General features: G+C 47.7%; 8 protein-coding genes. 2 read left to right on the forward strand and 6 right to left on the reverse strand.

The window, feature by feature from the left end; translation table 11 throughout:
• Positions 1–52 precede the first annotated feature (52 nt).
• On the reverse strand, positions 53–1,039 hold the full coding sequence (iolG, locus tag ACX9GV_RS03280) for an inositol 2-dehydrogenase (protein WP_473197032.1): 987 nt from the start codon (positions 1,037–1,039) through the stop codon (positions 53–55).
• 954 nt (positions 1,040–1,993) lie between these two features.
• Between iolG and ACX9GV_RS03285 the strand changes: the two genes are divergently transcribed.
• Positions 1,994–4,819, forward strand: coding sequence for an autotransporter outer membrane beta-barrel domain-containing protein (locus ACX9GV_RS03285; RefSeq protein WP_473197033.1), 2,826 nt, complete (start codon positions 1,994–1,996; stop codon positions 4,817–4,819).
• Between the two features lie 121 nt (positions 4,820–4,940).
• Here ACX9GV_RS03285 and ACX9GV_RS03290 read toward each other — a convergent pair whose 3' ends face one another.
• From ACX9GV_RS03290 to ACX9GV_RS03305, 4 genes are all read right to left on the reverse strand, one after another.
• Positions 4,941–8,021, reverse strand: a complete 3,081-nt coding sequence (locus ACX9GV_RS03290; protein ID WP_473197034.1) for an efflux RND transporter permease subunit — start codon at positions 8,019–8,021, stop codon at positions 4,941–4,943.
• Positions 8,021–9,106 carry an efflux RND transporter periplasmic adaptor subunit gene (locus tag ACX9GV_RS03295; RefSeq protein WP_473197035.1) on the reverse strand — a complete coding sequence of 362 codons (1,086 nt, stop codon included), beginning with the start codon at positions 9,104–9,106 and terminating at the stop codon, positions 8,021–8,023. Before ACX9GV_RS03295 ends, ACX9GV_RS03290 begins: the two co-directional genes overlap by 1 nt.
• Before the next feature lie 640 nt (positions 9,107–9,746).
• Entirely contained in the window at positions 9,747–11,474 is a 1,728-nt protein-coding gene (locus ACX9GV_RS03300) for an ABC transporter ATP-binding protein/permease (RefSeq protein ID WP_473197036.1), read from the reverse strand.
• Between the two features lie 350 nt (positions 11,475–11,824).
• Positions 11,825–12,706 carry an MBL fold metallo-hydrolase gene (locus ACX9GV_RS03305; RefSeq protein ID WP_023489637.1) on the reverse strand — a complete coding sequence of 294 codons (882 nt, stop codon included), beginning with the start codon at positions 12,704–12,706 and terminating at the stop codon, positions 11,825–11,827.
• A 101-nt stretch (positions 12,707–12,807) separates the two neighbouring features.
• On the opposite strand from ACX9GV_RS03305, the gene ACX9GV_RS03310 reads away from it, so the two are divergent.
• Positions 12,808–13,716 carry a LysR family transcriptional regulator gene (locus tag ACX9GV_RS03310; protein ID WP_473197037.1) on the forward strand — a complete coding sequence of 303 codons (909 nt, stop codon included), beginning with the start codon at positions 12,808–12,810 and terminating at the stop codon, positions 13,714–13,716.
• Positions 13,717–14,335: 619 nt separating this feature from the next.
• Here ACX9GV_RS03310 and ACX9GV_RS03315 read toward each other — a convergent pair.
• Positions 14,336–15,355, reverse strand: a complete 1,020-nt coding sequence (locus ACX9GV_RS03315; protein WP_473195432.1) for an IS110 family RNA-guided transposase — start codon at positions 15,353–15,355, stop codon at positions 14,336–14,338.
• Positions 15,356–15,429: the final 74 nt, after the last annotated feature.

Consider the following 15,429-nt stretch of genomic DNA (forward strand, 5'->3'; position numbering starts at 1 on the left):
ATGCTGAGCGATAATGAGCAGGATCTCTATTTCTGAGTGAATTAATGAGGGCTTATAGTTTGATTTCACAGCCTGAATTGAGAGACGCTAATGCCTTATCAGCAAGGAGTAATGCTTGCTCGCCATCGTAACCACTGCATTCGGGTTGAGCGCGGCCAGAGAGGATATCGACAAAATGTTGCCACTCTGCACGATAGGCCTTTTCATAACGCTGTAAGAAGAAATGCTCAGGTTTAGCCGCTACACAGCCTTGGTCACCCCAAACTTCTACGGCATCTTCATGGATGTTGTTTGCGCGCAGTAAGCCTTTTTCACCATGCAATTCAATCCGTTGATCATAGCCATAACCAGAGCGACGGCTATTGGAGATGGTGGCCATCGCCCCGGAAGGGAATTTCATCACGATAAATGCGGTGTCAATATCCCCCGCTTGACCAATCTCTGGATCGACTAAATTGCTGCCTTGAGCATAAATAGAGACCGGCTCTTCCCCGATGATAAAGCGAGCCATATCAAAATCATGGATAGTCATATCGCGGAACATACCACCGGATACTTTGACGTATTGTGCAGGCGGTGGGGAGGGATCACGTGAAGTGATCAACAGGGATTCGGCTTTACCAATCACGCCAGCACTAAGCTGTTCACGAACTTTGCGAAACTGTGGGTCATAACGGCGGTTAAACCCGACAAATAGCGGCACCTGGTGTTCTTTGACTATCGCTAAACAGGCGCGTACGCGTTCAATATCCAGGTGAACCGGTTTTTCACAGAAAATGGCTTTCCCTGCTCGCGCAGAAAGTTCAATCAATTCAGCATGGGTATCGGTAGCCGAGGCGATTAACACCCCCTGCACCTTGGGGTCGGCTAAGGCTTCTTCGATGGTTTGAATCTTAGCACCATATTTATCGGCCAGTTTTTGCGCCCCGTCGCCATAAGGATCAATGACAGAATAAAGGGAGGTTTCTTTATGTTCAGCGATATTGACTGCATGAACTTGTCCAATTCGACCCGCACCAAACAAAGCAATGTTATACATCGGGAACTCTCCTCTAAATGGGAATATTTGTGATGTTTTCATGGGTTTTTGACATCATGACGAATGGACATTTTCCGCGTTCATCAGTGCCTTGCACCGAAAACATGAGCTCTTGTCAATTTCAAATATACCCTATCAGTGGAAATTTCATTTCACAATATTTTTATATGAAATTTTCATTTTAAAATTGAAAAATGGGATTTTTGTAACAGATCTGCTTGAAATGTGCGGGGCTAGCTTTGGGTTGTTTGTTTAGGGCAGGGCAGGGCGGGGCAATGGGTACCTTCGTTGTTGCGGCTCTCAATCAGCCTACCCAGGTTGTTTGAAAACAGATCGTTTGAAAACAGATTGTTTGAAAACAGATTGTTTGAAAACAGGTTGTTCGAAAAGTCATCTTGCAGTCATGATGCTTGCTCGTTTTTAGTATGATCGTCTAGGAATAGTCCGAAAGTCAGCTGTGGCCGTTGGTTTTTTAACCATAAGTTGGTATAACTATCTGCGTGCAATTCTTCGATAGATTTATTTATTGAGAATATTTACCAGTCGTACTTGCAGTCGCAGGAGCGTCAACAGTATTCGCTCGTTCGAATGACTCAAACTTACTGAAAGAAATCAGTAGTGATAAGTTATTAAGGTGAGTTTTTCGTACTATCTAAGTGTTGATTAAATCATTTCTTGAGATTTATCATTCACTCTATGCCAGATTTACTGCCATACCAAGTACCTTGGTAATTAAATAATTAATGTGTTTACACGTACCAAACGTCAAATCGTAGTATGTTGGTAGGTTTACTCTTATAGCCTGATAATGGTCTATATACTTCTGGGTATTTGTCAGCCTGACTACGTCTTTTTTATTGAATGTTATTGGTGTGTATATTTTTTTAACCAGGGTGGTTAATTTTTATTTTTTTTAACTTAAAATTAACCTAAGTAACAGTAGAAGAGGCTTTAATGCGTTTTTTAAAGAAAGAAAATAGCGGTTTGGTATTTTTAATTTTACCATTTAGTATGGCCTATGCAGCTGATAACTGTACTAATACCACTGACGCCGATGGGAAAAAATTATTAAGCTGTTCAGAAGTCGTTTATTACTATAACTCTGGTCTGCACGGAGGCTTAGGGCTTTCTGCTTATGACACAGTTAATATCACCACCACAACTAAAGCGGGTACCTCACCACTGCAAGGTTGGGGTATCTATGGTAATAGCAGCACCTATAATTTTAATAATTTAATTATTGCTACATCCGGTGTGGATGCTGACGGCATTATTACCAAAAATGGCGCAAGTAAAATAACAACCAATAATTTGACCATAACCACCACGGGCTCAAGTGCTGATGGTGTCAATATAGGCAGAGAATCCACTGGTTCTATTGTTACCGTTAATGGAGATGCTGTGGTTAGCACCGTTAATGGTATGGGGCTACGTGCTAATGTGGCCTACAACAAAATGGGTATGAATACCATTATTGTTAAAGGTAATACAATTGTTGATACCCAGGGAAGTGGTAGTGCTAATGGTGGTTATGGTGTTTACGCGGGGATCGATTCAATATATGGGGGCAATGATACCGCTAAAATAGATTTACAGGGTGATAGCAAAGTGACTACCACGGGGAATACTGCCCATGCTATTTATGCCAATGGTCACGGATATATTCGCTTAAATAATGTTGATGTGAAAACATCTGGACAAGGTGCTAATGGTATTTTTGCTAATGTAGCTCAAGGTTTTTTGGGTAGCACCACCGCTTATGGTGGTGTGATTGATTTGCTTTCTGATGTGATTGTGACAGTACAAAATGGCAGTAAAGCCATTTATGCCTCAGGCCAAAATTCAAAAGTGGCTTCATTCGATAGTGAGCAAAATCAACAGGTTTCAGGTATTTTTACCGTTAATGGCGATATTGTTGCGGATAAAAAAGCGCTTGTTGACCTGGTGATGACTGATGGCAGCAATATTACCGGCATCGTGAATTCGAACCAGTATAAAGCTGATGGTACCGTTAATAGTGCCAGTAATGCGGCTACCGTGAATTTGGATATTTCAGGTGCCAATAGCATATGGAATGTTACCGGGGATTCAGTAGTATCAAACTTGGCTTTAAATAATTCTACTGTCAGTTTTGTAGCACCAGCCGACATGAATGATCCTGCCGGCTTTACCAGTAAAACGGTGACTATTGCCGGTAATTACACCAGTAATAATGGCCTGTTAGTGATGAATTCGGTGCTGGGTGATGATAGTTCACCTGCAGATAAGCTTATTATCAAAGGGGATGCCAGTGGTAATACCGATGTCGCTATCAATAACATTGGTGGTACAGGTGCGTTAACCGCTCAAGGGATTGAAATTATTAAAGTCGAGGGTGCTTCCAGCGCAACGTTTAGCAACAGCAAACGTATTGTAGCGGGTTCATTTGACTACTTTGTGCGTCCGAATAGCACAAATAATACCTGGTATCTGGTGTCAGACTATAGCCCAGTAGACCCAGTAGACCCAGTAGACCCAGTAGACCCAGTAGACCCAGTGGACCCAGTAGACCCAGTAGACCCAGTAGACCCAGTAGACCCAGTAGACCCAGTAGACCCAGTAGACCCAGTAGACCCAGTAGACCCAGTAGACCCAGTGGACCCAGTAGACCCAGTGGACCCAGTAGACCCAGTGGACCCAGTGGACCCAGTGGACCCAGTGGACCCAGTAGACCCAGTGGACCCAGTGGACCCAGTAAATCCAGTAGATCCAGTAGATCCAGTAGATCCTGCGGACCCTACCCCGGATAAACGTGAAGTGAAGCCGGTTTATCGTCCAGAAGTTAGTGGCTACACCAATAACCTGGCGGCAGCCAATAATATGTTTGTTACCCGTTTACATGACCGGATGGGTGAAACGCAATATGTTGATGCTGTGACAGGTGAGCATAAAGTCACCAGTATGTGGTTGCGTAACGAAGGTGCCCATAACCGTTCTCGTGATACTTATGGGCAACTGCGTACCCAGGCTAACCGTTATGTGCTGCAACTGGGGGGCGATATCGCGCAGTGGAGTTATAATGGTACTGACAGTTTGCACCTGGGTTTGATGGCCGGTTATGCCAATAGCAAGAGCCGTACAGAATCACGTGTGACAGGCTACACCGCTCGGGCGTCAGTGAGTGGTTACAGCACCGGGGTATATGGTACCTGGTATGCCAATGAAGCGGATAAATCTGGTTTATATGTAGACAGTTGGTTGCAATATAGCTGGTTCAATAACAGTGTTGATGGCCTGGATTTAGCAAAAGAAGAGTATAAATCCAAGGGTTTCACGGCATCGGTTGAAAGTGGTTATGCCTTTAAATTTGGTGAAAATGCCGCGAAAAGCGTGGTGTACTTTATCCAACCTAAGGCACAACTGGTTTGGATGGGAGTGAAAGCCGATGACCATAAAGAGTCTAATGGTACTAATGTCTCTGGTGAAGGTGACGGTAATATTCAAACGCGATTAGGCGTGAGAACGTCGTTGCGCACTCACAGTGGCCAGGACAAGAATAAAGCCCCGGTGTTTGAACCTTTTGTTGAAGCTAACTGGGTGCATAACACCAAAGATTTTGGTACCAAACTGGATAACATTTCAGTTAAACAGAATGGTGCCGCTAATATTGCTGAGCTGAAAGTGGGTTTAGAAAGCCAGGTTAATCAGCGTGTTAATCTGTGGGGCAATATTAATCAGCAAGTAGGTAATCACGGTTACAGTGATACCGCCTTTATGTTGGGGGCTAAATATAACTTCTAACAGTCTATAAAATTCAACAGGTCATAACAAAAGCCCTCTTTAATGACTAAAGAGGGCTTTATTATTTAGAGCAGACAGCCTGTTAACTATCTCGTTGAACCATCTCGTTGAACCATCTCGCTTAACTCTCTACCGAGGCTTCCGAATAGCGATTTTTGGAAGGCAGGCAACTGTAAATAACCGGTAATACCAGCAGTGTCAGCACAGTTGCGAACCCCAAGCCGAACATAATGACTACCGCCATACTCTGGAAGAAGGCATCACTCAGCAAAGGTGCTAAACCCAGTACCGTGGTGAATGCAGTCAGCATAATCGGGCGCAAGCGCGATGTGGCTGAGTCAATGATCGCCTCCTGCATTGGCTTGTGTTCCCGTTGCAGGTTAATTTCCTCCACCAGCACAATACCGTTACGAATCAACATGCCGCTCAAACTCAACAGGCCAATCAATGCCATAAAGCCAAAGGGAATACCGGTTAACAGGAAACCGAGCGTGACGCCAATCAGTGCGAGCGGCACGGTTAACCAAATCGCCAAGGCATTTTTCACTGAACTGAACATCAATACAGTGATAATAAACATCACCACAAAGGCGATCGGCAGGCTGGTAAACAGCCCGGCCTGGGCTTTGTTGGTACTTTCATAGTCACCGCCCCATTGCAGCTCGTAACCCTGTGGCAAGGGCATCGCATCAATTTGCGGCTTGATGCGCTGTAACAGTTCGGAGGACGTTTCACCACTTTGTGAGCTGGGGTCGGCCTGTACGGTCAAGGTGCGTTTACGATCCCGGCGCATGATCAATGGATCTTCCCACTCGGTAACAAATCCATTAACCACGTTATCAATAGGAATAAAGGCTTGCCGTGCCTGGCTCCAGATCATCACATCATTGAGCCGTTCAGCATTCATCCGCTCAGACTCTGGGGTTCTTAAGATAATCGGCATTAAGCGGGTGCCATCGCGGTACAAACCGACCGTAATCCCACCAAAACTCATACGCAATGCATTATCGACTTCACGTTTATCTACTCCTAACTCACGGGCAAGATAATCCGAGACTTGTGGACGAATAACTTTGCTACGCTCTTGCCAATCGTGCATCAGGCCGTCCGAATTCGGGTCGGAATTGATGATATCTTTCGCTTTGGTGGCCAGTGAACGCAGCACGTTAGGGTCCGGGCCAATAAAGCGTGCCTCAATCGAGCTGTCATTAGAGGGCCCGAACATAATACGTTTGGCCTGGACATTCACCTGCGGAAAATTACGGCGTATATAGCCTTCTATCTGCTCAGCCATGGCCGGGATCTGGTTAAGGTTTTTGGCTCGTACCATCACTTGCGCATAGTTGGAATATTGCCGTTGGGCATTATAGGTGAGCATAAAGCGCATGGCACCTTGACCAATGGTGACCATGGTATCGCTAACACCCTCTTGTACCTTGATATGCTGCTCAATCTCGGCGGCAATTTTCTCGGTATAGGCAATATCGGTCCCATAGGGTAGCCACATATCTACGAAAAATATCGGGGTATTGGAGGGTGGGAAGAAGCTTTGGCGAACGCTACCAAAACCAATCACCGAAGCCACCAACAAAGCAGCCAACACCGAGAGGGTAATTGCACGTTGCGCGAGCAGTTTAGCCAGTATGCTGCGATAAATGCGGAACACCTTGCCATCATAAGGGTTTTTAGGCGGTTCGTCCGGGTTGGGTTCCACTACTTTTTGTTTTTCAAACGCCCATTTGGTAAACACCGGCGTTAAGGTTAATGCGGTAATCCAGCTCAACATCAGTGAAATCAGCAGAACCTGGAACAGGGATTTACAGTATTCCCCGGTGGCATCATTCGATAACCCAATGGGGGCAAATGCCAGGATGGCAATGATGGTTCCCCCTAACAGTGGGAACATGGTGCGTTTTATCACATTGCTGGTGGCTGCCAGGGTGCTTTGCCCCATTTGCCGCCCAATCAGAATGCCCTCGACGATCACAATGGCGTTATCTACCAGCATACTCAGAGAAATCACCAAGGCACCGAGTGAAATCCGCTGTAGTTCAATATTCAACAGTTTCATGATCAGCAAGGTACCCAGCACATTAAGTGCTAGTGAGGCGGCGATCACCATGCCGCTGCGCCCCCCCATAAAAATCAACAGGGTACCGACGACAATCAGGACGGCTAACAAAAAGTTGGTAATAAAGCCGTTGACTGCCAGTTCCACTTCCTGGGCTTGATCATAGAAAACGCTGATATCCATCCCTGCTGGGCGCTCAGCTTCCAACTCGGCTAAACGAGCTTTGAGCGCCTTACCCACGACAATCACGTTAACGTTGGGGACAAAAGAGACTCCAATGGATAACGCCGGGCGTCCATTAGCGCGATAGATATTGTCCGGGGTGCGTGTCACGCCTTGCTTAATGGTGGCGATATCACGTAAATAAACGCTACGTGGGCTACCGGGCTCACTGATCAGCAGGTTGCCCAACTCCTGAATATTATTAAACTCACCAGTAGGATGCAGCCTGATCGACTCACTGCCCACTAGCAGATCCCCGGCATTAGAGACCACGTTTTGCCGGCTGAGCAAGTCGTAAAGCCGTTGCGGGATAATATTGGCCGCGGTCATCTGGGCACGGGAAATCTCAATTTGTACTTCTTCGGGTGTGACACCGACAATCGCCACTTTGCCCACACCAGGCACCACAACCAACTCACGGCGTAGCAGGTCGGCAAAGTTACGCAATTCCTGATTGCTATAACCGTCACCATACAACGAGAAGAAGAAGCCATAAACGTCACCAAAGTCATCGTTGACGAACGGCGCGCTGGAACCCGGTGGCAGCACTCGGGCGGCATCACCCACGCGACGGCGTAGCGTATCCCAGATTTGCGGCAACTCTGCCGAACCATATTCAGCGCGGATATTGACGGTAATCTGTGACAAGCCGACGCTCGAGATTGAGGTGACATTGTCAACATAAGGCAATTGTTGAATGGCATTTTCTAGCGGTAGTGTGACTTCTTCTTCAACCTGCTGGGCTGATGCGCCGTCATAGCGAGTAACCACCACCGCCGTTTTTATGGTAAAGGCCGGATCTTCCAGCCGACCAATATTGAGAAAGGCAATTAAGCCACCAATCCCTAATAGCACGATTGCCAGCCAAATGCGGGTACTGTTGTTGATAAAGCTCTCTGTCAGTTTCATTACAGACCTCGCTCACGGACCCAGGCACGGACTTGCTGATTTTCACTCAGTTCACGGGTACCGGTTGCGACGATCCGTTCACCATCAGCCAGGCCGCTTACAATCTGGATACCAGTGGCGGTTAACTGCCCAGTTTGCACTTGGCGCGACTCAAGGGATAACTTGCCGTCCTGTTCTTTAATTACCCATACATGGGGTTGATTCTTTTCACTATTATCTGGGTTAAAGACCGCCTCGACCGGGATAATTACGCTGCTGGTCTGTGCCATACCGGGCAAATTACCAAGATTAATGCGCACGCTGCCGCTCATCCCCGACAGCATTGGCAAGTCTTGCGGCCGTGGCATAGTGAGTGTCATTTGGTAGGTTAAGGAGCCTGAGGTGGTATTGGTGGTATGTTCTTTATAACTCGCAGCAAATTCCCGGCCCGGTAAATTGTTGAACTGAACAATCGGCTGGTATTTAGCGTTGTTTTCATCAATCAGGATAAACAGATTTTCTGGGATGCTGAAAACCACATCCAGCGAGTCAAGTGAGTTGAGTGACGCTATCGCTTGGCCAGCGGGAATAACCTGATAATTTCGGGCATTGACCATGGCGATCACCCCGGCGAAAGGGGCGCGGATTTGCATATCTGCCACTTCTTCCCCGGCCAGTTTTAAGGCTGCTTGCGCGGAATCACGAGCGGCACGTTGTACATCAAGCTCTGCCCGGGCGATGACATTACGGGTGCTTAAGGTCGCATAACGGTTGAATTGCGCCTGTGCCAGATTGAATGTGGCTTGTCGGTCCTGCAACCGCAGCTTTGCATCAGTATTGTCGAGTTCAGCAATTAATTGCCCTTGGCTGACTCGTTCGCCCTCTCTGACTAACACTTGCTCCAGTTGCCCTGCGCGTTTAAAAGAGAGCTCAGTACGGTCACCGGCAATAATTCTGGCAGGAAAGATCCGTACCCCTTGTTGCGCACCGTTACTCACCTCAAAAATGCTAACCGGGCGCACACTGTCGTTTTCCTCCGGTACCTCTCTGTTACAGGCAGAGAGAAAGAGTGTAGAAAGTAGAACGGCAACAAGTTTTATATTCACGATGCAATCTCTTCGGATCAGATTTTAAGGGGGCGATGAATTCATCCGTTGGCTCCCTGCCTTTCGGTTTATCGCTCGTCTGGGCCTGCTCCGGCCCTGGCCCCAAGCTATCGGGGGCTCAATAACCCGTGTCATCTGCCCAGAGGGGCAACAGGCAACGGGTCAAACATGTAGCAAAGCCAAAATAAAATGATAATCAGTGGGTTAAAAGATATTCCAGAATACCGGTTACTCCAGTGGTTTGATCGACCGAACTGTGGTCTTTTATTGATAATAATTTCAAGTTTAGTTTGTTTACAACAACATCGGGGAAATTATCTTCATCAGGTTGCGACATCATGCTGTTGGCAGAAAAAGCCACTCGCCATGAGCGGATGGCCGATATCAATGGGTCGCTAATAGCAGGGCCGGATGATACGTGCTGAGAAAAATCTTAATCGTGATCCAGATCACTTCTTTTAATGTGACTTTCTTTATTTTTGTAAAGTAATCAAATGGCTAGCTTTACTGAAAATAAGGTTAGCAAGTGGATTACTGGCTTTTGTGGGGAGTTTTCACACCACTAAAAGAGGTGCCCCAAGCCGATTCAAGTTGAGTTTTAACAATCACTTGTATCGGCTTGGGGGTAATGGGGAAAGCCTTATAACGGCAATGGGCTCAGCGCCACCTTGGCTATGCCGCTTTCGTCACGGCTAAAGCGCCAGCAGGTTTGATGGTATTTCGCCACACTGATGCGGTGCGCCACGCTGATCAAGGTAACATCAGGCAGTTCATCCACCAGCAGGCAATACATCAACTGTTCGGTTTCATCATCCAGTGCGCTGGTTGCCTCATCCAGGAACAGCACATCCGGACGAGTCAGGATCGCTCGAGCAAATGCCAGCCGTTGCTGCTCACCCGGTGACAAGCGCTGGCTCCAGTTAGCACTGGTATCCAGCCAGCGTTGCAGATGCGTCAGGCGGCAGTTTTCCAGCACTTTCAACAATTGTTGATCGCTATATTCTTTATCCGGATGTGGATAGCTCAATGCCTCACGCAGTGTACCGATGGGGATATAGCTGCGTTGTGGCAGGAACAGCGTAGTTAGGGATTTATCCCGGCCAATCTCACCAGAGCCATAGGGCCAGATGCCAGCTACGGCACGCAGCAAGGTGGATTTACCACTGCCAGAGGGGCCAACAATCAGTAGCCGTTCACCGCGCTTGATCGTCATATTGGTTGGGTTTAACAGCGGCTGCCCATCAGGTAACGTCATGCCGAGGTCGCGTAATGCCAGGGGGTGCTCATGTTCTGACTGTAGCGTGATGCCACGGGGTTGATGATGTACCTTATCCACCGCCGCATTAAAACCGGCTAGACGGTTAACACAGGCTTTCCAGGTAGCCAGATTGTTAAAAGCATCAATAAACCACGACAGCGCTCCCTGAACATGACCAAAAGCAGAGGAGATCTGCATCAACCCCCCCATCTGGATAGCACCGGAAAAATAGCGTGGAGCGGCCACCAAGAGAGGAAAGATAATGGCAAATTGCCCATAAAAATTGCTGGCGATATTGAGCCGCCGGGTGATGCGCATGATCGACCACCAGTTACTGCGGATGGCTTCAAAACCACGGCTTAATTGCTGCTCTTCACGGGGTTCACCATGATACAAGGCAATGGCATCATTATTTTCACGGATACGGATCAAGCCAAAGCGGAAGTTAGCTTCATAGCGTTCCTGATTGAAACCCAGCATGACCAAGGGTTTACCCACCCGCCAGATCAATAATGAACCCAGTGCGGCATATAAAAAGGCAAACCACACCATATAGCCGGGCAGAGTGAAGCTATGTTGTGAAATAACAAAAGTCATCGGACCGCTGATATTCCAAAGAATGGTAATGAATGAACAGAGCGTCACTACACTGGAGAGCAAGCCGAGTGATAAAGAGAGCGTGTATTGCGTTAACACATTGAGATCGTCTGCAATACGTTGGTCTGGGTTATCAATCAGTTGCTGCTGCTCAGTATGATAGTAGGCGCGATGTGCCAGCCATTTGCCCATAAATTTTTCGGTCATCCAGCGCCGCCAACGCATCTGCAACCCTTGAGTCAGGTAAATTTTGTAGACCGCCAGCGAGATAAAGATCAGCGCTAAATAGGTAAAGCGCCACAACTGGGCCTTGAATACCGCATAGTCTTTATTCTGTAACGCATCATAAAATACCTGATTCCACTGGTTGAACAGCACGCTGATATAAACCAGTCCCAGAGTGAGCGCAATAATGGCTATCAGCATTGCCCAAGCGCGCGGGCTCTCTTCTGAGACCCAAAACGGTTTAATTAACTGCCAAACGGCATGTTTCTGTGAAATTGTCGTGTTCATGGTATTCCGGGATGTCTGTTTCAATTTAGCATGGCCGTTAGGGTTGCAGACCAGCAACCGGCCATGGATAAGCAGTTTTAACGGTACTCACTATTTGAAGCGGTAAGATTACAACACAACTTGCGCCAGGTGAGAGATTTCTTTGCTGATAATGTGGTGATAACGGGGAAAGTGGTGGGGAATAGTGTGCTCTGGTTGCCTCTGACATCCCTATTTAAGTCAATTGGGTGTCAGGGCAAGGTACGAATCAGAGACTGGAACAGTTGCCAGTGTTGTTTACAGCAAAACTGGCTCTAAGCCTGTGTATCGGTTTTTTCCCGGCTAACACAGGCGTTAGTGGATAAGTTTTATTACGGCCACTTCATTTCGCCTTTCAATACTTTGGCGCTCAACTCCAGGCTGGAAACGCCTTTTAGATCAGGATAATGCCGTGTCATGGCGGCAATCAGTTCAGTGGCATTGTGAGCTTTTGGTAATTCACGTTCCAATGTTGCCAAGTAATGTTGGGTAAATGTCACTGAGGCTAGAGTTTGCGGCGCACCAGGCAAGAAATGCCCAGGAACTACGCGTTCGGGTTGTAATGCCTCGATATTTGCTAACGTTTTTTGCCAATGAGCACGGGATTCTACGCTCTGATTATCAGCAACCCAGGGATGGATATTGTCACCAGCAACAGGTACACCGCCTACCACCGCTTTTAATGACGGGATCCACACATAGGTGCGATCTGTCGTTGGGCCGTCTAGTCCTTTTACCTCCACTAGCTGGCCATCGATAGTAAAGCTGTTGCCTTGTAGCGGTTGTGGAATGACGATCTCTTGCGGCGCATTCTCTTTCAAAATGGGGCCCCAATAGGCGACTTTACCAGCCTGATTGGCGGTTATATTTTTAACTGTCTCTGGTGAAGCGATAATTTTTGCTTGGGGAAAGGCGGTTTTGAGTACATCCAGCCCAAAATAGAAGTCAGGATCTGAATGGCTGATGTAGATCGTGGTTAGCTTTTTCCCGGTGGCATTGATTTTTTTTACCAATTCCTGTGCGTCATTACGTTGGAATTGAGCATCAATCAGCGCTACTTCATGTGGACCGCTGATGATCTCGGACGAAACCGGGAAAATACTTTTTTCACCGGGATTGTAGACCTCCATCGTCAAGGGTGCCGTCGCATTGGCAAATGAACTGATTGTGGCGAGGCCACCAAGAACCAGGGGAAGTAATGATTTTTTAAACATAGATAGATCTCCTGTAGTGATTAGTGAGAAATGATATGTTGCATGAATCGATAGAAAAACCGGAGAATGGGCAATTATTAATTGCATAAATCGAGCGAATCATGGATCGCATTACCGCTGCACAGGTTTTTGTCACCATTGTTGAATGTGGCAGCATGATTGCTGCAGCGGAAAGGTTGGAAATGTCACGAGCGATGGTGACGCGTTATCTGGCACAGATGGAACAGTGGGCGGGAACACGTTTGTTGCACCGAACAACGCGGAAGCTCAACCTGACAGATGCGGGTGAACGCACATTGGAACGTTGTCGCCAAATGCTGCGGGTCGTGGAGGATATTGACCAGCAAGCAGAAACGCAGGGAGACGAGCTACGCGGTTTGTTACGCTTGAGTTGTTCACAATTCCTGGGGCAAACGGCTTTGGTGGGAGCCATTGCACAGTTTCTACAACGTCATCCTCTGGTTACGGTGGATATGCAAATTAACAACCGAGTGATCAATCTGGTGGAAGAGCGGATTGATTTGGCATTGCGTATTACTAATGATTTGGATCCTAACCTGATAGCCCGACCACTCGCCACTTGTGCTTCGGTAGTCTGTGCATCGCCCGCTTATCTTGCTGCTCATGGTACTCCGCTTCATCCACAGGATCTGACGTTACATAATTGCCTGACCTATTCCTATTTTGGTAAAAGTCTGTGGCATTTTGATGATCAGGGGGCTAAATCATCCGTTGCTGTCAGTGGTAATCTTAGTGCCAATGAACCCTTGGTTTTGTTAGCCGGTTGTCTGCAGGGCGTAGGGATTGCGTTACAACCCTATCAATCGGTAGCTCCTTGGTTGGATAAAGGGGAACTGGTGGCCTTGCTACCGGGGTATTCCCCCCAAATGATGGGGATTTATGGTATCTATACCTCTCGCCGCCACATGCCGGCAACATTGCGTGCCATGCTGGATTTTCTGGTGGAGTGGTTTGCTACCGATCCAGGCTGGCGCCATGCTTCACGTTGACGATATCACCCCCGCCCTGAGGGATCCCCATATATTTTCTGTCAACATTCTGTATTGAGACAAATTTAAGGTATAAAATTCAATATATTGTATTTTTGTGACAAATTTCGGTCGCCTTATGTTTTCCATACTATGAACTGATTGCGCCTGCGACCGAATCAGGGGCCAAAGGCGTGGCCCCTGATAACCCGCGCCTTTGCCAACTCAGGCGGTCGCTACGCGACAATTACTCGGCCCGTCCCTGGGCCTCGCCCCTCCGGGGCCGCTGCAAGCAGCGTTCAAATCGGTTCCCGACCGATTTGTCCTCACTACGCTACGGCACATCACGGCCGGCTGCTACAGACCTATATGGACGCTCCCGATAATGCGAGTGTTTTCTTGAAAAAAGTGAACAGGTATTGCAGCCATATATCCGGTTTCTTTCTGGGTCTTGTTGTGACCCGAACCATGATGAAATCCGCCAGGTGAGTTCCTTACATCCCTACGGGTCAAAATACCCTCGTCTGTATCGGATTGTCTCACCTGCGGTCTTACCTGTTTCGCCATCTTCTTGATTACACATGCAACTACCGGACTGCGTTTTACTCTTGCTGACCCGTTATCACCCTTTGAGCTTGTCTCAATGGGTGATAACGGGTCGATATTCTGTTTCTTTCACCAGCATTGACCACAGAATACGTGCCGTTTTGCTCGCCTGCGCCACCACCGCTACGTTGTAGTTTTTCTTTTGCAGCAAGGCGAATAACCACGGCATGTCTTCTTTATGGCGTTCAATCACCGAGGCTACAGCACGGGCACCGTGTACCAGCAAATATCGAAAGTAGCCATCGCCTCGTTTGCTGATGCTGCCTAGCCGCTGTTTACCACCGCTGGAGTGTTCACGTGGTGTCAGGCCCAGCCAGGCGGAAAACTGTTTCGCACAATGAAATTGCTGTCCGTTACCAACCGACGCAACCAGATAGGTCGAGGTCAGCAACCCGACACCCGGCACTTTCATTACCCGCTGACAGGCTGGCTGGGTCTGCGCCCACTGGCTGAGCTCTTGCTCAATCAAGGTGACTTGGTCTTCCAACGACTGGATATGCTCAAACTGACGAGCAACACTGCGTCGAATAAATGGCGATAGCTCGATATCCCCATTTTCCAGAATATCGGGAATACCTTGATTAAACGCTTTCCGACCAACTGCCATAATGAGGCCAAACTCGGCCAGTATAGCCCGTAGGCTGTTTACACAGGCGATACGTTCCCGAATGAGGATGTCTCGCTCGGTATGCAAAGCAAGAACTGCCTGCTGCTCAGCGGTTTTTACCTGCACAAAGCGCATGTTGGGACGTGTAACTGCTTCACAAATCGCTTCGGCATCAGCAGCATCGGTCTTGTTGGTTTTGACGTAGGGTTTGACATATTGCGGTGGCATCAATTTGACCTGATGGCCAAACTGAGTCAGCACCCGAGCGAAATGATGACTCGAAGCACAGGCCTCCATCCCAATAAGGCAAGGTTCCAGTTGCATGATAAAAGGCACGAATTTATCGCGAGTCAGTTTTTTCTTCAGAACCGTCTTGCCATTGTGATCAACGCCATGAAGCTGGAAAACATTTTTTGCCAAGTCGATACCGAGGGTAGATACTTTCATTTGGACGCTCCTTCTTTTGAGTTTTCACGCTCACATTTTGGCACTTTGATGCCGTAAAAGTTGGAGCGTCCATC

The sequence above is a fragment of the Serratia sp. 25CWL12 genome (assembly GCF_055790885.1).